General features: G+C 68.6%; 17 protein-coding genes and 2 tRNA genes. 10 read left to right on the top strand and 9 right to left on the bottom strand.

Going from position 1 to position 23,673, the window contains the following annotated elements; genetic code table 11:
- Positions 1–195 precede the first annotated feature (195 nt).
- The 3 genes from WS64_RS08445 (at position 196) to WS64_RS08435 (ending at position 2,474) form a co-directional block, all read left to right on the top strand.
- Positions 196–271: transfer RNA gene (locus WS64_RS08445), tRNA-Val, on the top strand.
- Positions 272–294: 23 nt separating this feature from the next.
- Positions 295–371, top strand: a tRNA-Asp gene (locus tag WS64_RS08440).
- 165 nt (positions 372–536) lie between these two features.
- Entirely contained in the window at positions 537–2,474 is a 1,938-nt protein-coding gene (locus tag WS64_RS08435; RefSeq protein WP_060966233.1) for a SurA N-terminal domain-containing protein, read from the top strand.
- Positions 2,475–2,549: 75 nt separating this feature from the next.
- Here WS64_RS08435 and WS64_RS08430 read toward each other — a convergent pair whose 3' ends face one another.
- A complete protein-coding gene (locus WS64_RS08430) occupies positions 2,550–3,218 on the bottom strand; it encodes an arylesterase (RefSeq protein WP_060316593.1) in 669 nt (222 codons plus the stop codon).
- On the opposite strand from WS64_RS08430, the gene WS64_RS08425 reads away from it, so the two are divergent.
- Positions 3,217–3,933, top strand: a complete 717-nt coding sequence (locus tag WS64_RS08425; RefSeq protein ID WP_059645536.1) for an ABC transporter ATP-binding protein — start codon at positions 3,217–3,219, stop codon at positions 3,931–3,933. The two genes, WS64_RS08430 and WS64_RS08425, sit on opposite strands and share 2 nt — an antisense overlap.
- A 70-nt stretch (positions 3,934–4,003) precedes the next feature.
- Here WS64_RS08425 and pgi read toward each other — a convergent pair whose 3' ends face one another.
- The 3 genes from pgi to WS64_RS08410 all read right to left on the bottom strand — a co-directional run bounded on the left by pgi (position 4,004) and on the right by WS64_RS08410 (position 8,636).
- Positions 4,004–5,626, bottom strand: a complete 1,623-nt coding sequence (pgi, locus tag WS64_RS08420) for a glucose-6-phosphate isomerase (RefSeq protein ID WP_060966232.1) — start codon at positions 5,624–5,626, stop codon at positions 4,004–4,006.
- Between the two features lie 111 nt (positions 5,627–5,737).
- Positions 5,738–7,282, bottom strand: coding sequence for an NAD(P)H-hydrate dehydratase (locus tag WS64_RS08415; protein ID WP_060966231.1), 1,545 nt, complete (start codon positions 7,280–7,282; stop codon positions 5,738–5,740).
- A gap of 52 nt (positions 7,283–7,334) precedes the next feature.
- Positions 7,335–8,636: an FAD-dependent oxidoreductase gene (locus WS64_RS08410; protein ID WP_060966230.1), complete on the bottom strand. Its 1,302-nt coding sequence runs from the start codon at positions 8,634–8,636 to the stop codon at positions 7,335–7,337.
- Positions 8,637–8,964: 328 nt separating this feature from the next.
- Between WS64_RS08410 and purL the strand changes: the two genes are divergently transcribed.
- Together purL and WS64_RS08400 are read left to right on the top strand one after the other, a co-directional pair.
- Complete coding sequence (gene purL, locus WS64_RS08405) at positions 8,965–13,029, top strand: phosphoribosylformylglycinamidine synthase (RefSeq protein ID WP_060966229.1); 4,065 nt, start codon at positions 8,965–8,967, stop codon at positions 13,027–13,029.
- A 7-nt stretch (positions 13,030–13,036) separates the two neighbouring features.
- Positions 13,037–13,585 carry a GNAT family N-acetyltransferase gene (locus WS64_RS08400; protein WP_060966228.1) on the top strand — a complete coding sequence of 183 codons (549 nt, stop codon included), beginning with the start codon at positions 13,037–13,039 and terminating at the stop codon, positions 13,583–13,585.
- A 169-nt stretch (positions 13,586–13,754) separates the two neighbouring features.
- On the opposite strand, the gene WS64_RS08395 is transcribed toward WS64_RS08400, so the two are convergent.
- From WS64_RS08395 to WS64_RS08375, 5 genes are all read right to left on the bottom strand, one after another.
- Positions 13,755–14,537 carry a peptidylprolyl isomerase gene (locus WS64_RS08395; protein WP_050013274.1) on the bottom strand — a complete coding sequence of 261 codons (783 nt, stop codon included), beginning with the start codon at positions 14,535–14,537 and terminating at the stop codon, positions 13,755–13,757.
- Between the two features lie 18 nt (positions 14,538–14,555).
- Positions 14,556–14,864: a BolA family protein gene (locus WS64_RS08390; protein WP_050013273.1), complete on the bottom strand. Its 309-nt coding sequence runs from the start codon at positions 14,862–14,864 to the stop codon at positions 14,556–14,558.
- Between the two features lies 1 nt (position 14,865).
- Entirely contained in the window at positions 14,866–15,396 is a 531-nt protein-coding gene (locus WS64_RS08385; RefSeq protein WP_059585190.1) for a septation protein A, read from the bottom strand.
- 130 nt (positions 15,397–15,526) lie between these two features.
- Positions 15,527–15,958 carry a peptide-methionine (R)-S-oxide reductase MsrB gene (msrB, locus tag WS64_RS08380; RefSeq protein ID WP_059585191.1) on the bottom strand — a complete coding sequence of 144 codons (432 nt, stop codon included), beginning with the start codon at positions 15,956–15,958 and terminating at the stop codon, positions 15,527–15,529.
- A 43-nt stretch (positions 15,959–16,001) separates the two neighbouring features.
- Positions 16,002–17,570, bottom strand: coding sequence for a protein adenylyltransferase SelO (locus WS64_RS08375; RefSeq protein WP_059585192.1), 1,569 nt, complete (start codon positions 17,568–17,570; stop codon positions 16,002–16,004).
- Between the two features lie 151 nt (positions 17,571–17,721).
- Here WS64_RS08375 and WS64_RS08370 point away from each other — a divergent pair, with 151 nt between their 5' ends.
- The 4 genes from WS64_RS08370 (at position 17,722) to WS64_RS08355 (ending at position 23,590) form a co-directional block, all read left to right on the top strand.
- Positions 17,722–19,365 (top strand): 3-(methylthio)propionyl-CoA ligase, encoded by a 1,644-nt coding sequence (locus WS64_RS08370; protein ID WP_060966227.1) that lies wholly within the window; start codon positions 17,722–17,724, stop codon positions 19,363–19,365.
- 234 nt (positions 19,366–19,599) lie between these two features.
- The gene (locus tag WS64_RS08365; RefSeq protein WP_060966923.1) at positions 19,600–21,684 is read left to right on the top strand and encodes a 3-hydroxyacyl-CoA dehydrogenase NAD-binding domain-containing protein; all 2,085 of its coding nucleotides are present in this window, start codon (positions 19,600–19,602) and stop codon (positions 21,682–21,684) included.
- A 44-nt stretch (positions 21,685–21,728) separates the two neighbouring features.
- The gene (pncA, locus tag WS64_RS08360) at positions 21,729–22,361 is read left to right on the top strand and encodes a bifunctional nicotinamidase/pyrazinamidase (RefSeq protein ID WP_060966226.1); all 633 of its coding nucleotides are present in this window, start codon (positions 21,729–21,731) and stop codon (positions 22,359–22,361) included.
- Positions 22,362–22,411: 50 nt separating this feature from the next.
- Complete coding sequence (locus WS64_RS08355; protein WP_059585195.1) at positions 22,412–23,590, top strand: acetyl-CoA C-acyltransferase; 1,179 nt, start codon at positions 22,412–22,414, stop codon at positions 23,588–23,590.
- Positions 23,591–23,673 lie beyond the last annotated feature (83 nt).

Here is a 23,673-nt window from a genome sequence, read left to right as displayed (position 1 = left end):
CGTCGTTGTTGACGGTTGTTCACGAAACCCGCGGCGATGCCCGCGGGTTTTTTTATGCGCGCCGGCATCGGGCGAGCGCGGGCGTTAAAAAAATTCACGCACACGCTTGGCAAAATGATCGGGGATGAATTAAACTTGCGGGCTCGCTGATTGTTGATGCGGAAACGCAGATCGCAGTCGGAACGAATCGGAAACGGGTGCTTAGCTCAGCTGGTAGAGCGGCGCCCTTACAAGGCGTAGGTCGGGGGTTCGAACCCCTCAGCACCCACCAGTTTCGCGATTCAGCCAGACCAAGGAGCGGTAGTTCAGTCGGTTAGAATACCGGCCTGTCACGCCGGGGGTCGCGGGTTCGAGTCCCGTCCGCTCCGCCAAACAAACAACAATGCCCGCCTCGTGCGGGCATTGTTGTTTGTGCATTCGGTTTTGCGCCCGCTGGCGGGCGTGTGATTGCGGAGTGGAGGAAGCCGCCTGCGTTTTATCCCGTCCCACCCCGTATGTTGTAATATCGGACGTTTTGTCCAATTTTCCCGTCACGCATGCTCGATTTCTTCCGTAATCACCAGCGCCTGATGATGGCGCTCCTGCTCCTGATCGTGTTGCCGGGGCTGGGTTTCGTCGGGATCCAAGGCTTCCGCGGCTTCTTCGACGACAGTGCGAACGTCGCGGCGGTCAACGGACACAAGATCACGCGGGTCGAATTCGACGGCGCGTTCCGTCAGCAGATCGACCAGGCGCGCCAGGCGCTCGGCGGGCAGTTCGACATCAAGATGTTCGATACGCCCGAGCATCGCAAGCAGGTGCTCGACGGCCTGATCCAGCAACGCGTGCTGGCCGACGAGACGCAACGCCTGCACCTGACCGCCTCCGACAACGCCGTGCGCGACGCGCTGATGAGCGACCCGATGATCGCGTCGCTGAAGAAGCCCGACGGCACGATCGACGTCGAACGCTATGCGCAACTGCTGTCGTTCCAGGGGATGACGCCCGAGCAGTACCAGGAGCGCGTGCGTTACAGCCTCGCGCTGCAGCAGATTCCCGCAAGCATCGTGTCGAGCGCGTTCACGCCGAAGAGCCTCGCGCAACGCCTGTCCGAACTCGCCGCGCAACAGCGCGAAGTGCAGGCGCTCGTGCTGAAGACGAGCGACTTCGCAGCGAAGGTCCAGCCGACCGACGCGCAGCTCGCCGCGTACTACGACGCGCACAAGCAGAGCTTCGCGACGCCGGAAACCGCGACGATCCAGTACCTCGTCTATTCGCCGGCAGCGGCGGCCGCGAGCGCGCAGCCGACCGAGGCGGACATCAAGAAGTTCTACGACGACAACCCGACGCACTTCCGTACCGAAGCGCAGGTGCGCGTGAGCCACATCTTCATCGCCGCGCCGGGCAGCGCGAGCGCGGCCGACAAGGCAGCCGCGAAGGCGAAGGCCGAGCAACTGCTCGCCGACGTGAAGGCGCATCCGGACCAGTTCGCGCAGATCGCGCAGAAGAACTCGCAGGACGCGCCGTCGGCGGCGAAGGGCGGCGACCTCGGCTTCATCACGCGCGGCTCGACCGCGGGCGGCAAGGCGTTCGACGATGCCGCCTTCTCCCTGAAGCAGGGCGACGTCAGCGGTATCGTGCAGTCGGATCTCGGTTTCCACATCCTGAAGGCAACCGAAGTGAAGCCGGCCGTCGTCAAGCCGTTCGCGGAAGTGAAGGACCAGATCGCGGTCGACCTGAAGCAGCAGTACGCATCGAAGGCGTTCTCGGACAACGCGGAGGGCTTCACGTCGACCGTCTACGAAAAGGCGAAGACGCTGCAGCCGGCCGCGGACAAGTACAAGCTGACGATCCAGACGGCCACGGTCACGCCGACGCCGAATCCGCAACTGCCGCCGACGAGCCCGTTGAACAATCCGAAGTTCCTGGCCGCCGTGTTCGCGAACGACGCGGTGAAGAACCAGAACAACACGCAGGCGATCGACGTCGGCAACAACACGCTGATCTCGGCGCGCGTGACCGACTACAAGCCGGCTGCGGTGCCCGCGCTCGACGCGATCAAGGATGTCGTGCGCCAGAAGGTCATCGCCAAGCAGGCCGCGGAACTCGCGAAGAAGGACGGTGCGGCGAAGCTGGCCGAACTGCAGAAGTCGAAGTCGACGGACGGCTTTACGGCCGCGCAGAAGGTGTCGCGTACGCAGTCGCAGGGCCTGACGCCGGCTGCGCTGAGCGCCGTCTACAAGGTCGATGCGAAGACGCTGCCGGCTTACGTCGGCGTCGACCTCGGCGCGGACGGCTATGCGATCTATCGCGTGAACGCGGTCATTCCGGGTTCGGCGGTCGATCCGCAGCAACTGGCGGCCGCGCAGCAGCAGATGGCCCAGGTCGACGCGCAAAGCGAAGGCGAGGCGTATCTCGCCGCGCTGCGCGATCGCTCGAAGGTGAAGCTGTACGGCAGCACGACGGCCAGCCAGCAGCAGGACGGCGACAACTGAGCGTCGTTTCGCCCGCAACCATCGAAAAGCCCCGCTCGAAGCGGGGCTTTTCGTTTTCCGGTGCGTCGGCTGCGGTCAGCCGCGCGGCTTGCCGAGCAGCGGCTTCAATGTCGGCCACACGTTGTCGAGCAGAATGCCCTGGGCCTGCTGCGCGGGATGCATCTGGTCGGCCTGGAACATCTCGGGCTTGTTCTCGATGCCGGCCAGCAGGAATGGCACGAGCGGCACGCCGAGGTCCTTCGACAGCCGCGTATAGAGCGCGTGGAACTTCTGCGTGTAGTCGGGGCCGTAATTGGGCGGCACGTACATGCCGACCAGCACGACCTTCGCCTGTGCACGCCGTGCGCCGGCGATGATGTCGCGCAGGTTCTGCTCGGTCGTCGCGAGCGGCACGCCGCGCAGCGCGTCGTTCGAACCGAGTTCGACGACGACGATCGACGGCTTGAGCCGCTGCAGCACCGCCGGCAGCCGCGCACGGCCGCCGCTCGTGGTGTCGCCGCTGACGCTGGCGTTCGCGACGCTATAATCGATTCGCTCGGTGGCGAGCCGTTGCCGCAGCAGCGCCACCCAGCCAGTGTCGCGCGGTAATCCGTATTCGGCCGACAGGCTGTCGCCGAGCACGACGATCACGGGCGGGCTCGATGCCGGCGCCGTCGCGGCGCGTGCGGGTACGGTGACGGCCAGCAGCGTGCCCAGCAGCGCGGCGGCCGTCGCGCGTCTTTTCCAGCGAAATGTCGTGTCCATGTTCAAGATTACCGATCCGATCATCGAAGTCCATGACGTGTGCAAGCGGGTTGCCGATGCAACGGGCGAGCTGACGATCCTCGACGGCATCACGCTCGCCGTGCAGCCGGGCAGCAGCCTCGCGATCGTCGGCGCGTCGGGCTCGGGCAAATCGACGCTGCTCGGCCTGCTTGCGGGGTTGGACAGCGCGACGAGCGGCACGGTTCGCCTGCTCGGCCGCGCGCTCGACCCGCTCGACGAGGACGAACGTGCGGCGCTGCGCAACGGCGCGGTCGGATTCGTGTTCCAGTCGTTCCAGTTGATGCCGCACCTGACGGCGCTGGAGAACGTGATGCTGCCGCTCGAACTGCAGGGCGGCATCAGCGCGCGCGACGCGGCCGACCGCGCCCGCGCGCTGCTCGTGCAGGTCGGTCTCGGCGAACGCACCGCGCATTATCCGAAGCTGCTGTCGGGCGGCGAACAGCAGCGCGTCGCGCTCGCCCGCGCGTTCGTCACGCGCCCGGCGATCCTGTTCGCCGACGAGCCGACCGGCAGCCTCGACGCCGCAACCGGCCACGCGGTCATCGACCTGATGTTCGAGCTGAACCGCACGCATGGCGCGACGCTCGTGCTCGTCACGCACGATACCGAACTCGCGCGCCGCTGCGCGACGACAGTCACCATCGACGCCGGGCGCATCGTCGCGCCGCACACAATCGCTCCGCGTGACGCGTGAATGTCGTGCCGGCCGCGCATGGTGAATTGCGCGGCCGGCACGGGTGCGACGCCGTCGCGTCAGTCCTTCTTCAACGCTTGAGCGCCGCACGGGCGCGCTCGATCAGCGCCGTGGTCGACGAATCGTGCTTCGCCGGATCGACCGATTCGGCCGACAGGTCGGCTTCGACGACCTTGCCGAGAATCTTGCCGAGCTCGACGCCCCACTGGTCGAACGGATTGATGTCCCACACCGTCGCCTGCACGAGCACCTTGTGCTCGTAAAGCGCGATCAGCGCGCCGAGCGTGCGTGGCGTCAGCGCATCGACGAGCAGCGTCGTGGTCGGGCGGTTGCCGGGGAACGTCAGGTGCGGCGCGAGCGCTTCCTTGCCGGGCCCGGCCACCTTGCGCGCTTCTTCGAGCGTGCGGCCGAGCATCAGCGCCTCGCTCTGCGCGAAGCAGTTCGCGAGCAGTTTCGGATGATGGCTCGCCAGCGGATGCTCGGGCGTCAGCACCGCGATGAAATCGATCGGCACGATCGTCGGCCCCTGGTGCAGCATCTGGAAGAATGCATGCTGGCCGTTGGTGCCCGGCTCGCCCCACGTGACGGCCGACGTCGGGTAGTCGACGAAGGTGCCGTCCAGGCGCGCGGATTTGCCGTTGCTCTCCATTTCGAGCTGCTGCAGGTACGACGGCAGGTAGTGCAGCGCTTCCGAGTACGGCGCGACGAGATAGCTCTGCGAGCCGAAGAAATTCCGGTACCAGATGCCGATCAGGCCGAGCAGCACCGGCAGGTTGCGCTCGAGCGGCGCTTCGCGGAAGTGGCGGTCCATGTCGTTCGCGCCGGCCAGCAGCTCGTCGAACCGTTCGGGGCCGACCGCGATCATGATCGACAGGCCGACCGCCGACCACAGCGAATAGCGGCCGCCGACCCAGTCCCACATTTCGAACACGTTGTCCGCGGCGATGCCGAACTTCACGACTTCGGCCGGGTTCGCCGACACGCCGACGAAGTGTTTCGCGAGCGCGTCCTCGGGGCAGCCGCGCGCGACGAACCAGTCGCGCAGCGAGCGTGCGTTGGTCATCGTCTCGAGCGTCGTAAACGTCTTCGACACGATGATCGCGAGCGTTTCCTCGGGATCGACCTGTTCGAGCACGCGCGCGAGATCGGCGCCGTCGACGTTCGACACGAAGTGGGTCGAGATCTCGGGTGTCGCGACGTGGTGCAGCGCATGCACGACCATCTTCGGCCCGAGATCGGAGCCGCCGATGCCGATATTGATCACGTGGCGAATGCGCTTGCCCGTATAGCCCGTCCACGTGCCGCCGCGCACGGCGCGCGCGAACGTCGCCATCTTCGCGCGCTCGGCGCTCACCTGCGCGTGAAACGGCGCCTGCGGGTCGGTCGCGCGCAGCGCGGTGTGGAGTGCGGAGCGGCCTTCGGTCGGGTTGACGATCTCGCCCGCGAACATCGCGTCGCGGCGCGCTTCGACGCCCGCGTCGCGCGCGAGCTGCGCCAGCAGGCGTACCGTTTCGTCGTCGATACGGTTCTTCGAGAAATCGGCCGCGAGACCGCCGCCGGCAATCGTGAAGCGCTCGGCGCGGGTGGGCGCGCGGTCGTTTTCCGGCGCGAACCAGTCGCGCAGCCGCGCGTGGCGGATCTGTTCGAAGTGGGATTGAAGGGCAGTCCAGGCGGGGAGCGATTTCAGCGTCATGGCGGTTCGAGTGAAGCGTGAATCGGGAGGAATGCCGCGCCGGCTCATCGGGATCGGAAAGCCGGCGGACGAGAAGGCCCGCCGTGCGGCGGGGCAGTCAGTATAGCGGCGTTACGTGTCGGCGCGCGGCGACGGATAAAAAAGGCGATTGATCAGCGTGCGCACCATCGGCGCGAGCTCGCCCGCGGTCAGCCCGGCCGGGCCTGTGCCGTTCGCGGTCAGCGTGTCGGCCGCGAGGCCGTGCAGGTAGACGCCGGCCAGCGCGGCCTCGTACGGCGCGACCCGCTGCGCGAGCAGCGCGCCGATCAGGCCGCCGAGCACGTCGCCGGTGCCGCCGGTGGCGAGCGCCGCGTTGCCGGTCGGATTGATCGTCACGCGGCCGTCGGGCGCCGCAATCACCGTGCCCGAGCCTTTCAGCACGGCGATGGCCGCGTAACGGGCGGCGAGCGCCTGTGCGGCCGCGACGCGATCGCGCTGCACGGCGGCGGTGTCGCTGCCGAGCAGGCGTGCGGCTTCGAGCGGATGCGGCGTCAGCACGCATGGATTGCCACGTGCGCCGCGCGTGGCGACCGCGGCCGCGAGGTCCGCGTGCGTCGCGACGAGATTCAGCGCGTCGGCATCGAGTAGCGTCGCGGTGTCGTGCGCGAGCACGTCGCGCACGAGCGTCGCCGCGGCCTCGCGCGTGCCGAGCCCGCAACCGGCCGCGATCGCGGTCATCGCGCCGAGGTCGAGGGTGTCGGCCGGATGCAGCATCAATTCGGGAAAGGGCGGATCGTACGGCGGCGCACCCGCGCCAAGGAAGCCGACGTGCACCTTGCCGGCGCCGGCGAACAGCGCGGCGCGGGCGGCGAGGATCGGCGCGCCGCACATGCCCGTGTCGCCGCCGAGCACCGCGAGGCTGCCGAATGTGCCCTTGTGGGATGCGAACGCGCGCACGGGCAGCGCCGCGGCGAACCGCGCGGCTGCGTTCAGCACGATGGCCGGCGCGGCGGGCGGCGCGACGTCGAGCGACGCGACGTGGATTTCACCGGCGAGGTCGCGGCCGTCGCCCGTGTAGAGGCCGGGCTTCGCGCCGATGAAGGTGAGCGTGTGGGTGGCCGCGACGGCGACGCCCGCGCCGACGATCCGACCTGTGTCGCTGTCGAGCCCGCTCGGCACGTCGAGCGCGAGCACGCGGCCGCCGCCGCGCGCATGGGCGGCGATGCGCGCGGCCTGCTCGGCGAACGTGCCGTCGAGCGCGCGGCCGAGACCGATGCCGAACAGCCCGTCGACGACCCACGCATAGCCGTCGAGCGACGCTGGCGGGGCGGCCGACAACGGCACGCCGGCCGAGCGCGCGAGACCGAGCGCCCATTGCGCGTCGTCCGGCTTGACCGGCACCGGCATCCACGCATGCGTCGCAACGCCGAGCTGCTGGAGCTGCGCGGCCGCCACCAGTGCGTCGCCGCCGTTGTTGCCGGGGCCGACCGCGAACCAGACGGGGCGTTCGTCGCCCGCCATGCGCTCGGACAGCCAATGTGCGGCGGCGGCGCCGGCGCGACCCATCAGCGTGTGCGGCGGCAGCGCGGCGGTGGCGTCGGCTTCGGCCGCGCGCAGGTCGGCGACGCGCAGCAGCGCGATCGGATCGGAATCGGGAAGCGGGTGGGTAGCGGTCATCGCGGGATCGTGGCGGCTGGCAAGGATGCCGCCACGGGACGCCCCGCGGCGGTCAGGTCGTGAAGCGGCCGGCGCTCAGCGCGGCCAGCGTGTCGGCGGGCCAGTGCTGGACGTTGCCGCCCAGATAGTCGGCCACCACTTTAGCAGACCCGCACGCGAGCCCCCAGCCGGCCGGGCCATGGCCGAAATTGACGAACACGCGTGGATGCGGGGTCGGACCCACGACGGGCAGGCCGTCCGGCGACAGCAGTTGCATGCCTTGCCACGACAGCGCGGCCGAAATCCGCGCCGCGCCGGGTACCCAATCGTGGACGGCCTGGCCAAGCAGCGCGAGCGCGGCCTCGGACAGCGGCTCGGCGAGCGGCTTCGCGGTATCGGCGAGACTCTGCAGCACGGCGCCGCCGCCGATGCGCAGCCGCTGGTGGGTGCGCGTGATCGAGATCCGCTTGATCGAATCGACGACGCTCAGGTGTGGCGCATGCTCTTCGTATGCAACCGGCGCGGTGAGCGTATGGGTGCGCACCGGATGCAGCGGCAGGCGCCAGCCGAGCCGTTCGAGCAGCGCAAGGCTGCCGGCGCCGGCTGCGACCACGATCGCGTCGGCGGACATCACGTCGACCTCGCGCGCCTTCGCCGGGTTTCCATTGCCCGGCGGCACGAGTTCGACCGCGGCGCGGCCGTTGTCGACGCGGATCGCGGCGACGTCCGCGCCGAAGCGGAACTGCACGCCGTGCTCGTCGAGCGTCTGCTTGACCAGTTTCGCGAACAGCGGGCAGTTGCCGGTGCGCTCGGTTTCGAGCAGCACGCCGCCCGCAAAGCCGGGTTCGGCCGGCACCGACGGTTCCAGCGCGGTGCATTCGTCGGCGGTGAGCGTGCGGTACGGCTGGTCGAGCGTGCGCAGCAGGTCGAGCGCGGGTTGCAGCGCGTCCCAGTCGCGCGGATCGCGCACGACGTGCAGGATGCCCGGCTTCTGCTCGAATTCGAGTTCCAGGCGCGCCTCGATATCGGCGAGCGTGTCGCGCGACACGTCGATCAGCGGGCGCAGCCGCGCGTACTGCGCGGCGAACGCGTCGGGCTCGCGCAGCGCGCCGAGCTGCTTGACGAAGCGGCGCACGCCGCCGTTCAAGCCCGGTTTGTAGACGATGCCGCTGTCGCGCGGCTGGCGCTGACGCATGAAAGTCGGGCCGAACCAGACGTCGAGGGGGCTCGGCAGCAGCGCGCCGCCGTCGCCGTAGGTCGCGCCTTGCGCGACGGTCGCGTGGCGTTCGACCACGCACACGCGATGGCCGGCCGCGCGCAGCTGGTAGGCGGTGGCGACGCCGCTGATCCCGCCGCCGATGACGATCACATCCATGGATTGCTTCGATGACGGGCGGCGCGCACGCCGCCCGGTGAGAATTCGCTGAGGGCCCGGGCCCGGTGAACCCGGAATGATAGCGCCAAAAGTGCGCGAGCCGGCGCCGGCCGAGCATGGGTCGTGCGGGCGCGCCACGACGGCGCGGCGCACGGGCTGCTCGGGCCGGCCCGGCCGGCGGCCGTGCGCGCCCCGCGCGCGGGCACCGGTGCGGTGCATGAGGCGCACCGATCGGCCGGTCTGGGACGCCCGACTTCCGGGTATAATTACGGCCTTCCTTTCGCCCCACGTCGCCACCTCGCGCGACTCTTCGACGTCAGTCCAGCCCATGGCTCACTTCTCGTGTTTTCCCGGCGCTTCGGCCCTCTCCGATTTCCGTCAAACCCGTCTGCTCGACACGCTCAGGCAAATCGACGCCAACATCGTCGCGGTGCGCGGCCAGTTCCTGCACTTCGTCAATGCGGCCGAGCCGCTGTCGGCGGACGACAGCGCGCGCATCGACGCGCTGATGCACTACGGCGAGCCGTTCCAGCCGGCGGGCGAGAAGGGCGCGACCGAGACCTTCGTCGTGCTGCCGCGCTTCGGCACGGTCTCGCCGTGGGCGAGCAAGGCGACCGACATCGCGCAGCACTGCGGCCTCACGCACGTGCGGCGCATCGAGCGCGGCGTCGAATTCACGGTCACGCTGAAGTCGGGCCTGCTCGGCGGCAAGAAGGCGCTGTCGGACGACGCCCGTGCGGCCGTCGCGGCCGCGCTGCACGACCGGATGACCGAAAGCGTGGTCGCGGCCCGCGACGACGCGAAGCATCTGTTCGACGAGCTGCCGGCCAAGCCGCTGTCGACCGTCGACGTGCTGGGTGTCGGCCGCGCCGCGCTCGAGCAGGCGAACGTCGAGCTGGGCCTCGCGCTCGCCGACGACGAGATCGATTACCTGGTCGACGCGTTCCGCAAGCTCGAACGCAATCCGACCGACGTCGAGCTGATGATGTTTGCGCAGGCGAACAGCGAACACTGCCGCCACAAGATCTTCAACGCGCAGTGGACGATCGACGGGCAAGCGCAGGACATGTCGCTGTTCGCGATGATCCGCAACACCGAGAAGCTGAGCCCGCAGGGCACGATCGTCGCGTATTCGGACAATTCGTCGATCATGGTCGGCGCCGAAGCCGAGCGCTGGTTCCCGCGCAAGTCGGGTGCCGCGGGCGAGCCGGGTGAACGTTATGGCCGCCACACCGAGCTCACGCACACGCTGATGAAGGTCGAGACGCACAACCACCCGACGGCGATCTCGCCGTTCCCGGGGGCGGCGACCGGCGCGGGCGGCGAGATCCGCGACGAAGGCGCGACGGGCCGCGGCGCGCGTCCGAAGGCCGGCCTCACGGGCTTCACCGTGTCGAACCTCGACCTGCCTGACGCCCGCCGGTCGTGGGAAAACGATCGCGACGCCGCGCAGCCGATGGCCGAGCGCAACCCGAACGAAGCGCACGGCCCGTACGGCCGTCCGGACCGCATCGCGTCGCCGCTGCAGATCATGATCGACGGCCCGCTCGGCGGCGCCGCGTTCAACAACGAATTCGGCCGCCCGAACCTCGGCGGCTACTTCCGCGTGTACGAACAGAACGTCGGCGGCACGGTGCACGGCTATCACAAGCCGATCATGATCGCGGGCGGCCTCGGCAACATCGCGGATCAGCACACGCACAAGCACGACGTGCCGGCGGGCTCGCTGCTGATCCAGATCGGCGGCCCCGGCATGCGGATCGGCATGGGCGGCGGCGCCGCGAGCTCGATGGCGACCGGCGCGAACACGGCCGAGCTCGACTTCGACTCGGTGCAGCGCGGCAACCCGGAAATCGAGCGTCGCGCGCAGGAAGTGATCAACGGCTGCTGGCAGCTCGGCGCGGAAAACCCGATCCTGAGCATCCACGACGTCGGCGCGGGCGGCCTGTCGAACGCGTTCCCCGAAATCGTCGACGGCGCGGGCAAGGGCGCGCGCTTCGAGCTGCGCAAGGTCGCGCTCGAGGAATCGGGCCTGTCGCCGCGCGAAATCTGGTCGAACGAGGCGCAGGAGCGCTACGTGCTGGCGATCGCGCCGGCCGACCTGCCGCGCTTCGAGGCGATCTGCGCGCGCGAGCGTTGCCCGTTCGCGGTGGTCGGTGTCGCGACCGACGAGCGCCAGCTGAAGCTCGTCGACGACGAAGCGACGGGCGCCGGCGAATACCCGGTCGACATGCCGATGGAAGTGCTGCTCGGCAAGCCGCCGCGCATGCACCGCGACGTCGTGCGCGTGAAGACCGAGCGCGCGCCGGTCGACGTGACGGGCATCGCGCTGTCGGAAGTCGCACTCGACGTGCTGAAGCACCCGACGGTCGGCAGCAAGTCGTTCCTGATCACGATCGGCGACCGTTCGGTCGGCGGGACGTCGGTGCGCGACCAGATGGTCGGCCCGTGGCAGGTGCCGGTGGCCGACTGCGCGATCACCGCGCTCGACTACGCCGGCTTCAAGGGCGAGGCGATGACGATGGCCGAGCGTACGCCGCTCGCGGTCATCGATGCGCCGGCATCGGGCCGCATGGCCGTCGGCGAAGCGATCACGAACATCGCGAGCGCGCCGATCGCGTCGCTCGACAAGCTGAAGCTGTCGGCGAACTGGATGGCCGCGTGCGGCACGGCCGGCGAAGACGCCGCGCTGTTCGACACGGTCAAGGCGATCGGCATGGAGCTGTGCCCGGCACTCGGGATCGGCATCCCGGTCGGCAAGGACTCGCTGTCGATGAAGACGAAGTGGGACGAGCAGGGCGTCGCGAAGGAAGTGGTGTCGCCGGTGTCGCTGATCATCTCCGCGTTCGCGCCGGTCGAGGACGTGCGCCGCCATCTCACGCCGCAACTGCGCCGCGTGGCGGATGCGGGCGACAGCGTGCTGATCGCGATCGACCTCGGCCGCGGCAAGAACCGGATGGGCGGCAGCATCTTCGCGCAGGTCACGCAGCAGGTTGGCGACACGACGCCGGACGTCGACGACGCGGAAGACCTGAAGCGCTTCTTCAGCGCGATCCAGTCGCTCAATGCGCGAGATTTGCTGCTCGCGTACCACGATCGCTCGGACGGCGGCCTGTGGGCGACCGTGTGCGAAATGGCGTTCGCGGGCCACGCGGGCGTGTCGCTGAACGTCGACATGCTGACGCTCGACCCGAACCACGAATCCGACTACGGCGACGCGAAGGACTGGGCGAAGCAGACGAGCGGCCGTCGCGACGACCGCACGCTGCGCGCGCTGTTCTCCGAAGAGCTCGGCGCCGTCGTGCAGGTGCGCGCGTCCGACCGCGACGCGGTGCTCGGCGCGCTGCGCGAGTTCGGCCTGTCGACGTGCTCGCACGTGATCGGCTCGGTCAACGATCGCGACGTGATCGAGGTGTACCGCGATGCGAAGAAGATCTTCGACGCGCCGCGTACCGAACTCCATCGCGCATGGAGCGAAGTAAGCTGGCGCATCGCACGCCTGCGCGACAACCCGGCCTGCGCGGATGCCGAATACGACGCGCTGCTCGACGCGGCCGATCCGGGCATCTCGCCGGTGCTGACGTTCGATCCGGCCGACGACATCGCCGCGCCGTTCATCGCGACGGGCGCTCGGCCGCGCGTCGCGATCCTGCGCGAGCAGGGCGTGAACTCGCATCTGGAAACGGCGTACGCGTTCGACCGCGCAGGCTTCGATGCGCACGACGTGCACATGAGCGACCTGCTCGCGGGCCGCGCGACGCTGGCCGATTTCGCGGGCGCGGTCGCGTGCGGCGGCTTCTCGTACGGCGACGTGCTGGGCGCCGGCGAAGGCTGGGCGAAGACGATCCGTTTCAACGCGAACCTCGCCGACATGTTCTCGGTGTTCTTCGCGCGTCCCGATACGTTCGCACTCGGCATCTGCAACGGCTGCCAGATGCTGTCGAGCATCGCGTCGATGATCCCGGGCGCGGAGGCGTGGCCGAAGTTCACGCGCAACAAGTCCGAGCAGTTCGAGGCACGCTTCTCGTTCGTCGAAGTGGAGAAGTCGCCGTCGATCTTCTTCGCGGGGATGGAAGGCTCGCGGATTCCGGTCGCGGTCGCGCACGGCGAAGGCTATGCGGACTTCTCGCAGCAGGGCGACATCGAGCGCGTCGCGGTCGCGATGCGTTACGTCGACCACCGCGGCGAAGCGACCGAGCGCTATCCGTTCAACCCGAACGGCTCGCCCGCCGGCATCACGTCGGTCACGACGGCCGACGGCCGCTTCTCGGTGCTGATGCCGCACATGGAGCGCGTGCATCGCACGGTCACGATGAGCTGGCACCCGGAAGGCTGGGGTGAGGCGAGCCCGTGGATGCGTGTGTTCCGCAACGCACGCCGCTGGATCGGCTGATCCGGGGATGATGTTCGACCCGAACGCGCCGGTCGAGGTCGTCACGCTGCGTGACGCGCGTGCGAGCGAGGCCGACGCGATCGGCCGCGTGATCCGCGCGGCGTTCGCGGGCGAGCCGCAGGGCGGGCAGTTCGAGCAGCGCATCGTCGACACGCTGCGCGCCGACGGTGCGCTGAGCGTGTCGCTCGTCGCGGAGCGCGACGGGCGTATCGTCGGGCACGTCGCGTTCTCGCCGGTTGCGATCGGCGGCGAGCCGGCCGCCAGCCAGCAGTGGTACGGGCTCGCGCCGCTCGCGGTGCGGCCCGAATGCCAGCGGCAAAGCATCGGCGCGGGGCTCGTGCGCACGGGGCTCGACGCGTTGCGGCGGCTCGGCGCGCGTGGCTGTGTCGTGCTCGGCGAGCCCGCGTATTACGCGCGTTTCGGGTTCGAACCGCACGGCGGCATCGTGTTTCCGGGCGTGCCGTCCGAGTATTTCCTCGCGCTGTCGTTCGACGAATCGGCACCGGTGCCGTCAGGTAACGTGCGTTACCACGACGTGTTCTATCCCGCCGCGTAGCGAACGCGGTGTGCGGTCACACCTGGAATGGCAAAGCCGCTCTTCGGAGCGGTTTTTTATTGCACGTCGGCCGCGCGTCGCCGCATCGCGAGACACATGTTCGCGCGCGCCAAAAGAAAAAGCCGCTCCGAAGAGCGGCTTTGCGATGCGCGGATGACGCGCGCCGGCGTTACTGAATCTTCGCCTGCTGGCGCAGACCTTCCTCGAACGCCTGCAGCTTCTGCTGCACGAGCTGCTGCGCGATCTGCGCCTTCACCTGGTCGAACGGCGGCGGGGCGATGTCGCGGATGTCGTCGACGCGGATGATGTGCCAGCCGAACTGCGTCTTCACCGGCGCGTCGGTCATCTGGCCTTTCTGCAGCTTCTGCGCGGCCGCCGCGAATTCCGGTACGTACGCCTTCGGATCGGACCAGTCGAGATCGCCACCGTTCTTGCCCGAACCCGGATCCTTCGAGTATTGCTTCGCGAGATCCTCGAATTTCGCGCCGCCCTTGATCTTCGCGATCAGGTCCTTCGCCTGCTGTTCGCTCTCGACGAGGATGTGGTGCAGGTGATACTCGCGGTTGCCGCCCACGCCCTTGACGAGTTCGTCGTAGCGCGCCTTCACTTCGGCGTCGGTCGGCTGGTTCTTCTTCAGGAAGCTCTCGATCATCGAGCGCAGCACGACGGTCTGCTGCGCGACGGCGACTTGCGCCTTCACGTCCGGACGATTCGGGATGCCTTCGCGGATCGCTTCCTGCATCAGGATTTCGCGGTTCACGAGTTCCTGGCGCACGGCCTGCTGCAGTTGCGGGCCGTCGGTCTGGCCTTGCTGGACGAGCTGCGCGACCATCGCGTCGGCGCGCGATTTCGGAATCGGCGTGCCGTTGACGACGGCGATGTTCTGGGCGAATGCCGGCGCCGCTGCAAACGCAGCCGCCGCGACCCACAGGCGGGGGGATTTCAGGATCATCGGAAATTCCTGTTGAGACTAGATTGAAGATTCGTTGAATTCTTCGGGCGTGTAAGCCACGATCGCGAGCGCGTGAATGCCGCGCTGCATCGCATCAGCGAGCGCATCATACACCAGCCGATGCCGCGCGACGCGCGGCTTGCCCGCGAACGCGGACGATACGATCGTGACCGTGAAATGGCCGCCGGCGGCCGCGCCCGCGTGGCCTGCGTGCTGCGCGCTGTCGTCGCGCACGGTGAGCGACAGCGGCGCGAGCGACGCGGTGAGGCGCGCTTCGATCAGCGCGATGCGTTCGTCGGCGGAGGCGTGGAGAAAGGCGTCGCTCATGTCATTCGTCCTTCAGGTACTTCGTGAGCCACAGGCTCTGCAGGATGATGAATACGACCATCGCGCCCGTCGTACCGAACAGCTTGAAGTTCACCCATTGCGATTCGGTGAAGTTGTGCACCACGTACAGGTTCGCGACGCCGAGCACCGCGAAGAACAGCGCCCACGCGACGTTCAGCTTGTCCCACACGGGGGACGGCAGCGTGAGCTGCTTGCCCATCATCTTCTCGATCAGGTTCTTGCTGAACGCATAACGCGCGGCGAGCAACCCGATCGCAAACAGCCAGTACAGCACGGTCGGTTTCCATTGAATGAATTTCTCGTCATGCAGGACGAGGGTGGCGCCACCGAACACGACGATCACGCCCAGGCTGACCCACAGCATCGTGTCGACCTTCCGGTGCCGGAAGGCGACCCACGCGACCTGGGCCAGCGTCGCGACGATCGCGACGGCGGTGGCGGTAAAGATGCCCCAGACCTTGAAGGCGACAAAAAACAGGATGATCGGAAACAGATCGAACAGGAATTTCATGGCGCTCGCAGCTGCGTGACGGGCCGCTCGTGCGGCCCGTCACCGTTGTAGGGACCCGCCAGGCATCGCCGTCGCGGATCGGGGCGGTCCGGCCCGAGGCTGGCCGCCCGGCAGATCCGCCCGGCGCCGCTCATTCGTTTTCGGGTCGGGACTCGAAGTTTAACGCAGCCGAATTGATGCAGTACCGCAAACCGGTCTTGTCGCGCGGGCCGTCCTCGAAGACGTGGCCCAGATGCGCGCCGCAGTGGTTGCAGCGCACCTCGACGCGCACCATCCCGTGCGAGTAGTCGACCTTCTCGTCGATCACCTCGCCGTTGAGCGGCTTGAAGTAGCTGGGCCAGCCGCAGCCCGAGTGGAACTTGGCGCCGGATTCGAACAGCGGCGTGCTGCAGACGACGCACTTGTAGATGCCGGCATCCTCGGTGTCGGTGTATTCGCCGGTGAACGCGCGCTCGGTCGCCGCGTGCTGCGTGACCTCGTACTGCATCGGCGTGAGCCGGCGGCGCAGCTCGGCGTCGTCCTTCTGGTACGGGTAGGTTTTGTCGTCGGAATCGTGGGACATGGGGTTCTCCTGATCGGTCGGTCGAGATGCGCGGGTTGCGGGCTTACGACGAGCAGCTCACTTCGAGCGAGCCGGCCCAGTCGGGCGGCAACGCCGCGTATGCTTCGTGCTCCGGTTGTTCGTCGAACGGGCGGCGCAGGATTCGCGCGAGCCGCTCGACTTCCGAAAAATCCTTTTCCTTCGCGCGCCGGATCGCGACTTCGGCCAGATGGTTGCGAAGCACGTATTTGGGGTTCGCGCGGTTCATTGCAACCGCGCGCGCCGCGTCGTCGCGCGTCTCCTCGGACAGCCGCGCGCGGTAGAGGTTCGCCCATGCGTCGAATGCTTCGCGGTCGATGAAGAGGTCGCGCACGGGCGCGTCGCGGCTCGCGTCGTGCTTCGACAGCTGCGCGAGCCGGCGGAACGTCAGCGTGAAATCCGCGTGGCTCGCGTGCATCGTCTCGAGCAGCTTGTTCGCGAGTTCGGCGTCGTTCTCGCGCTCGAGCTCGAGGCCGAGCTTCGCGCGCATCGCGCGTTCGAGCGCGGGACCGAAGCGTTCGGGGAATGTCGCGAGTACGGCCTGTGCATCGTCCACCGCGCGCTCGGCGCGCGCATCGTCGTCGGCGATGCCGTGCTGCAGCCCGATCAGCGGCAGCAGCGCCTGCGCGAGGCAATAGCAGTTCCAGTGCGCGATGCGCGGCTGCATCCGGTACGCATAGCGGCCGCCGGTGTCCGAGTGGTTGCAGATGTGGTTCGCGTCGAATGCGTCGACGAAGCCGAACGGACCGTAGTCGATCGTCACGCCGAGGATCGACATGTTGTCGGTGTTCATCACGCCGTGGCAGAAGCCGACGGCCTGCCATTGCGCGACGAGCTCGGCCGTGCGCAGCGTCGCGGCTTCGAGCAGCGCGAGGTACGGATCGTCCGCGTCGCGGCAGGCCGGATAGAAGCGGTCGATTACATGATCGGCAAGCTGGCGCAGCAGGTCGGGGCGATCGTTCGAGAAGAAGTGCTCGAAGTGGCCGAAGCGCACGAAGCTTTCCGACACGCGCGTGACGACGGCCGCCGTCTCGATCTCCTCGCGCACCACCGGCTGGTCGGAGCCGATCACCGTCAGCGCGCGCGTGGTCGGGATGCCGAGGTGATGCATCGCTTCCGAGCACAGGAATTCGCGGATCGACGAGCGCAGCACCGCGCGGCCGTCGCCCATCCGCGAATACGGCGTGCGGCCGCCGCCCTTGAGCTGCAATTCGTAGCGCCGGCCGTCGGCGCCGGGCAGTTCGCCGATCGTCAGCGCGCGGCCGTCGCCGAGCTGGCCGGCCCACACGCCGAACTGATGGCCGGAATAGACCGATGCGTACGGCATCGCGTGCGCGGGCCAGTCGCGCGTCGGGTTGCCGGCGAACAGCTCGGCGAAGCCGGGCCGCGCGGCGATCGACGGCGGCAGGTCGAGCAGTCGCGCGACTTCGTCGGAAAAGCCGACGACGTACGGCGCGGCGAGCGGCGCGGCCGGCAGCCGCGTATGAAACGCGTCGCCGAGCGTCACGAACGCACGTTCGGCGGGCGCGCCGAGCGTCGCGGCGAGGTCGGGCAGGGTGTCAGCCGCATCGGCTGCGCTTCGGGAAAACGACATGTTGAGCGCCTCTGGGTAAGCCGATATTGTAAGGCGGCGCCGCGCCGCCCGCATGGCGGCCCGCGCACCGTGCGCCGCGCCCGTCCGGGCCGCCGACGGGCGCGCCGCGGGAGCCGGTCACCGATTCGCATCCTTCACGGAGAACAAGACGATGGGTAAGCCGTTGCTGGGCCAGATGATGGATGTGCCGTTGCTCGTGTCGTCGCTGATTTCGCATGCCGCGCGGCACGCCGGCGACACGGAGATCGTGTCGAAGCGCGTGGAGGGCGACCTGCATCGCTATACGTACCGCGATTGCGAACGCCGCGCGAAGCAACTGGCGCAGGCGCTCGCGCGGCTCGGCGTCGACACCGGCGACCGCGTCGGCACGCTGGCGTGGAACGGCTACCGGCACCTGGAGGCGTATTACGGGATCGGCGGGATGGGCGCCGTGTGCCACACGATCAATCCGCGCCTGTTCCCCGAACAGATCGCGTACATCGTCAATCACGCGGAAGACCGCTACGTCTTCTTCGACATCAATTTCGCGCCGCTCGTCGATGCGATCGCGCCGCAATGTCCGCACGTGCAGGGCTGGATCGCGATGACGGACGCCGCGCACCTGCCGTCTGGCGCCACGCCGTTCCTCTGCTACGAAACGCTCGTCGACGCCGAGGACGGCCGCTACGACTGGCCGCGCCTCGACGAGCAGCAGGCGTCGGGGCTCTGCTACACGTCGGGGACGACCGGCAACCCGAAGGGCGTGCTGTATTCGCATCGCTCGACCGTGCTGCATGCGTACGGCGCCGCGCTCCCCGACGCGATGAACCTGTCCGCGATGGACGCCGTGCTGCCCGTCGTGCCGATGTTCCACGTCAACGCATGGGGGCTGCCGTACGCGGTGCCGCTCACAGGCGGCAAGCTGGTGCTGCCCGGCAAGGATCTCGACGGGAAATCGCTGTACGAGCTGATGGAGGCCGAGCGCGTGACGTTCTCCGCGGGCGTGCCGACCGTGTGGCTCGGCCTGCTGAACTACATGCGCGAAGCCGGCGTGCGTTTCTCGACGCTGAACCGCACGGTGATCGGCGGCTCCGCGTGCCCGCCCGCGATGCTGCGCACGTTCGAGGACGAATACGGCGTGCGCGTGATCCATGCGTGGGGGATGACCGAACTGTCGCCGCTCGGCACGCTCGCGAAGCTCAACTGGGCGCAGTCGCGGCGGCCGCTCGACGCGCAGCGCCGGCTGCTCGAGAAGCAGGGGCGCGTGATCTGCGGCGTCGACATGCGCATCGTCGGCGAGGACGGCCGCGAGCTGCCGTGGGACGGCGTCGCGTTCGGCGAACTGCAGGTGCGCGGGCCGTGGGTGATCGACCACTACTTTCGCAGCAATGAATCGCCGCTGGCGGACGGCTGGTTCCCGACCGGCGACGTCGCGACGATCGACCCCGACGGCTTCCTGCAGATCACCGACCGCAGCAAGGACGTAATCAAGTCGGGCGGCGAGTGGATCAGCTCGATCGACATCGAGAACGTCGCGATCGCGCATCCGGGCGTGGCCGAGGCCGCCTGCATCGCGTGCGCGCACCCGAAATGGACCGAGCGGCCGCTGCTCGTCGTGGTCCCGCGCGAAGGCGCGAACCTGAGCCGCGACGCGCTGCTCGCGTTCTACGAGGGCAAGGTCGCGAAATGGTGGATCCCCGACGACGTGGTGTTCGTCGACTCGCTGCCGCACACCGCGACCGGCAAGCTGCAGAAGCTGAAGTTGCGCGAGACGTTCCGCGATTACGTGTTGCCGACGGCGGTGGGCGCGCCGTAAGCCGTCGCGCCCGGGCAGCCGCCGGCACGCGGGGCCGGTCGCCCGATGCCGGTCGCCCGACGCCGGTCGCCCGACGCCGGTCGCCCCGCTCCGTCCCCGAATCGGGAACGCAATTCAAATTGAACGATCGTGCTTTTTCGTTGTATGCTGCCTGCGTTCATCCGGACATGCGGCCGTTCGACCGCGCACAATGAAGCGCAGCCAATCCGGCGCGCGATGCATGGAGGCAGGCAGATGGCAGTGGATTACTCGACTCGCGACGGCGTGGCCGTCATCACGCTCAACAATCCGCCCGTCAACGGGCTCGGCCTGTCGACCCGCCAGGGCGTCATGGACGCGCTCGATCGCGCCGCGCAGGATCCGTCGGTCACGGCCATCGTGCTGACCGGCGCGGGCCGCGCGTTCTCGGGCGGCGCCGACATCACCGAATTCAATACGCCGAAGGCGCTGCAGGAGCCGACGCTGCACACCGTAATCCGCGCGGTGGAGGCGAGCGCGAAGCCGGTCGTCGCGGCGCTGCACAGCGTCGTGATGGGCGGCGGCCTCGAGCTCGCGCTCGGCGCGCATTACCGGGTCGCCGCGCCCGGCGCGCAGGTCGCGCTGCCCGAGGTGAAGCTCGGGCTGCTGCCGGGCGCGGGCGGCACGCAGCGCCTGCCGCGCGCGGTCGGGCTCGAAACCGCGCTGAACATGATCGTGTCGGGCGCGCCGGTGCCGTCGGAGCAACTCGCGAAGAGCGGGCTGTTCGACGAAATGGCCGACGGCGACCTGCTCGACGCGGCCGTTGCGTTCGCGCGCAAGGTTGGCGCGCAGAAGGGGCCGCATCCGCGCGTGCGCGATCGCAAGATCGTCCACGAGAACGCGGCGGGCTTCATCCAGTTCGCGCGCAATTCCGCGCGGGCCGCCGCGCCGAATTTCCCTGCGCCGCACAAGTGCATCGACGCGATCGAGGCCGGCGTGCTGAACGGCTTCGACAAGGGCAGCATCGCCGAGCGCGAGGGTTTCGTCGCGCTGATGATGACGCCGGAAAGCCGCGCGCTGCGCCATGCGTTCTTCGGCGAGCGCGCGGCGAGCAAGATTCCCGACGTGCCGGCCGATACGCCGTTGCGCGAGATCCGCCGGGTGGGCGTGATCGGCGCGGGCACGATGGGCGGCGGGATCGCGATGAACTTCGTCAACGCGGGGCTGCCCGTCACGCTGCTCGAGACGAAGCAGGACGCGCTCGAGCGCGGCCTCGCGACGATCCGCAAGAACTACGACGCGCAGGTGAGGAAGGGCAAGCTTACGCAGGAGAAGCTCGACGCGCGCATGGCGCTGATCGCGCCGACACTGTCCTACGACGACCTGAAGGACGCCGACCTGATCGTCGAAGCGGTGTTCGAGGAACTCGGTGTGAAGGAGCAGGTGTTCAGGAAGCTCGACGAAGTCGCGAAGCCGGGCGCGATCCTTGCGTCCAACACGTCGACGCTCGACGTCGACAAGATCGCGGCGTTCACGAAGCGTCCGCAGGACGTCGTCGGCATGCACTTCTTCAGCCCGGCGAACGTGATGAAGCTGCTCGAGGTCGTGCGCGGCGCGCGGACCGCGAAGGACGTGCTCGCGACCGTGATGGCGGTGGCGAAGAAGATCCGCAAGACGGCGGTCGTGTCGGGCGTATGCGACGGCTTCATCGGCAACCGGATGATCGAGCAGTACATCCGCCAGGCGCTGTTCATGCTCGAGGAAGGCGCGCTGCCCGCGCAGGTCGATCGCGCGATCGAGAAGTTCGGCTTCGCGATGGGGCCGTTCCGGATGAGCGACCTCGCCGGCAACGACATCGGCTGGGCGATCCGCAAGCGGCGCTACGTCGAGCAGCCTGGCCTGCACTATTCGAAGATCGCCGACCGCCTGTGCGAGCAGGGCCGCTTCGGCCAGAAGACGGGCGCCGGCTGGTACGACTACGTGCCGGGCGATCGCAAGGCGAAGCCGTCGGCGCTCGTCGACGAGATGGTCGTCGCGTACTCGAAGGAGCGCGGCGTCGAGCGGCGCAAGATCGGCGACGACGAGATCGTCGAGCGGCTCGTGTTCGCGCTCGTCAACGAAGGCGCGAAGATCCTCGAGGAGAAGATCGCGTCGAAGGCGTCCGACATCGACATGGTCTACCTGACCGGCTATGGCTTCCCGCTGTGGCGCGGCGGCCCGATGCTGTACGCGGATACGGTCGGCCTCTACAACGTCGAGCGCGCGATTCGCCGCTACGCGGCGGCGCCGAACGGCGACGCGTGGCAGCTCGCGCCGTCGATCGCGGAACTGGCGAAGGCCGGCCGCGGGTTCAACGGCTAACGATCTCGCACGACGGCGCGCCCGATCCACCCAGGAGAATTGAAATGAAACGCACCGACGACGTCCTGCTCGTGATCGACGTGCAATACGACTTCATGCCGGGCGGCGCGCTCGCGGTGCCCGACGGCGATGCGGTCGTGCCGGTGATCAACGCGCTCGCGCAACGCTTCGATCAGGTCGTGCTGACGCAGGACTGGCACCCGCGCGAGCACGTGTCGTTCGCGGCGAACCATCCGGGCCGCGAGCCGTTTTCCACGCTGTCGCTGCCGTACGGCGAGCAGGTGCTGTGGCCCGTGCACTGCGTGCAGGATACCGACGGCGCGGCGCTGCATCGCGACCTCGACATCCCGCACGCGCGGCTCGTGATCCGCAAGGGCGGCGACGCGCAGGTCGACAGCTATTCCGCGTTCGTCGAGGCCGACCGCACGACGCGCACGGGGCTCGCGGGCTATCTGCGCGAGCTCGGCGCGAAGCGCGTGTGGTGCTGCGGGCTCGCGACCGACTATTGCGTCGCATGGTCGGCGCTCGATGCGCGCGCGGCCGGTTTCGAAGCCGCGGTGATCAACGATGCGTGCCGTGCGATCGACCTGAACGGGTCGCTCGCGCACGCATGGCAGCAGATGCAGGCAGCGGGCGTCGCGCATGCGACGTCCGCCGGCGCGCGCCCGGCGGCGTAGCGCATTTCCCATCCGATTCAGGACATGAAGCAGGACCGAAGGAGACTCGCATGACCGAAGCCGTAATCGTATCGACCGCACGCACGCCGCTCGCGAAATCCTGGCGCGGCGCATTCAACATGACGCACGGCGCGACGCTCGGCGGCCACGTGGTCGCGGCCGCGCTCGAACGCGCGAAGCTCGATCCGGCGCGCGTCGAGGACGTGATCATGGGCTGCGCGAATCCCGAAGGCGCGACGGGCGCGAACATCGCGCGGCAGATCGCGCTGCGCGCGGGATTGCCGGTGAGCGTGCCGGGGATGACGGTGAACCGTTTCTGTTCGTCGGGGCTGCAGACCATCGCGCTGGCCGCGCAGCGGATCGTCGCGGGCGAAGGCGAGATCTATGTGGCCGGCGGCGTCGAATCGATCTCGTGCGTGCAGAACGAGATGAACCGGCACATGATCCAGGAAGGCTGGCTCGTCCAGCACAAGCCCGAGATCTACTGGAACATGCTGCAGACCGCGGAGAACGTCGCGAAGCGCTACGGCATCTCGAAGGAGCGGCAGGACGCGTATGGCGTGCAGTCGCAACTGCGTGCCGCGGCCGCGCAGGAAGCCGGGCGCTTTCGCGACGAGATCGTGCCGATCACCGTGCTCGCGGGCATCGCCGACAAGGCGACGGGCCGCTTGTACACGCAGGAAGTGACGGTCTCGGCCGACGAAGGCATCCGCCCCGACACGACGCTCGAAGGCGTGTCGAAGATCCGTTCGGCCGTGCCGGGCGGCGTGATCACCGCGGGCAATGCGAGCCAGTTCTCGGACGGCGCGTCGGCATGCGTGGTGATGAGCGCCGACGCCGCGCAACGCGAAGGGCTGCAGCCGCTGGGCGCGTTCCGCGGCTTCGCGGTGGCCGGCTGCGAACCGGACGAAATGGGCATCGGCCCGGTGTTCGCGGTGCCCAAGCTGCTGAAGCAGGCCGGGCTGACAGTCGACGACATCGGCCTGTGGGAGCTGAACGAGGCGTTCGCGGTGCAGGTGCTGTACTGCCGCGACACGCTCGGGATTCCTGAGGAGCGCCTGAACGTGAACGGCGGCGCGATCGCGGTCGGCCATCCGTACGGTGTGTCGGGCGCGCGCCTGACTGGCCATGCGCTGATCGAGGGCAAGCGGCGCGGCGTGAAGTACGTGGTCGTCACGATGTGCATCGGCGGCGGGCAGGGTGCGGCCGGCTTGTTCGAAATCCTCTGATCTTTGACCGGCCGCGGTGGCGCTTCGGCGCCACCGCACGCCGCCGCGATGAATCGGCGCGACCGATGCGCGATTCGCAACGA

It is taken from the genome of Burkholderia anthina, assembly GCF_001547525.1.
Taxonomy (GTDB): domain Bacteria; phylum Pseudomonadota; class Gammaproteobacteria; order Burkholderiales; family Burkholderiaceae; genus Burkholderia; species Burkholderia semiarida.
This window is presented reverse-complemented; position numbering and strand designations above follow the sequence as displayed.

Coding starts and splice junctions, on each gene's coding strand:
- WS64_RS08435 (WP_060966233.1), top strand. CDS start 537: ATGCTCGATTTCTTCCGTAATCACCAGCGCCTGATGATGGCGCTCCTG.
- WS64_RS08425 (WP_059645536.1), top strand. CDS start 3,217: ATGTTCAAGATTACCGATCCGATCATCGAAGTCCATGACGTGTGCAAG.
- WS64_RS08430 (WP_060316593.1), bottom strand. CDS start 3,218: ATGGACACGACATTTCGCTGGAAAAGACGCGCGACGGCCGCCGCGCTG.
- pgi (WP_060966232.1), bottom strand. CDS start 5,626: ATGACGCTGAAATCGCTCCCCGCCTGGACTGCCCTTCAATCCCACTTC.
- WS64_RS08415 (WP_060966231.1), bottom strand. CDS start 7,282: ATGACCGCTACCCACCCGCTTCCCGATTCCGATCCGATCGCGCTGCTG.
- WS64_RS08410 (WP_060966230.1), bottom strand. CDS start 8,636: ATGGATGTGATCGTCATCGGCGGCGGGATCAGCGGCGTCGCCACCGCC.
- purL (WP_060966229.1), top strand. CDS start 8,965: ATGGCTCACTTCTCGTGTTTTCCCGGCGCTTCGGCCCTCTCCGATTTC.
- WS64_RS08400 (WP_060966228.1), top strand. CDS start 13,037: ATGATGTTCGACCCGAACGCGCCGGTCGAGGTCGTCACGCTGCGTGAC.
- WS64_RS08395 (WP_050013274.1), bottom strand. CDS start 14,537: ATGATCCTGAAATCCCCCCGCCTGTGGGTCGCGGCGGCTGCGTTTGCA.
- WS64_RS08390 (WP_050013273.1), bottom strand. CDS start 14,864: ATGAGCGACGCCTTTCTCCACGCCTCCGCCGACGAACGCATCGCGCTG.
- WS64_RS08385 (WP_059585190.1), bottom strand. CDS start 15,396: ATGAAATTCCTGTTCGATCTGTTTCCGATCATCCTGTTTTTTGTCGCC.
- msrB (WP_059585191.1), bottom strand. CDS start 15,958: ATGTCCCACGATTCCGACGACAAAACCTACCCGTACCAGAAGGACGAC.
- WS64_RS08375 (WP_059585192.1), bottom strand. CDS start 17,570: ATGTCGTTTTCCCGAAGCGCAGCCGATGCGGCTGACACCCTGCCCGAC.
- WS64_RS08370 (WP_060966227.1), top strand. CDS start 17,722: ATGGGTAAGCCGTTGCTGGGCCAGATGATGGATGTGCCGTTGCTCGTG.
- WS64_RS08365 (WP_060966923.1), top strand. CDS start 19,600: ATGGCAGTGGATTACTCGACTCGCGACGGCGTGGCCGTCATCACGCTC.
- pncA (WP_060966226.1), top strand. CDS start 21,729: ATGAAACGCACCGACGACGTCCTGCTCGTGATCGACGTGCAATACGAC.
- WS64_RS08355 (WP_059585195.1), top strand. CDS start 22,412: ATGACCGAAGCCGTAATCGTATCGACCGCACGCACGCCGCTCGCGAAA.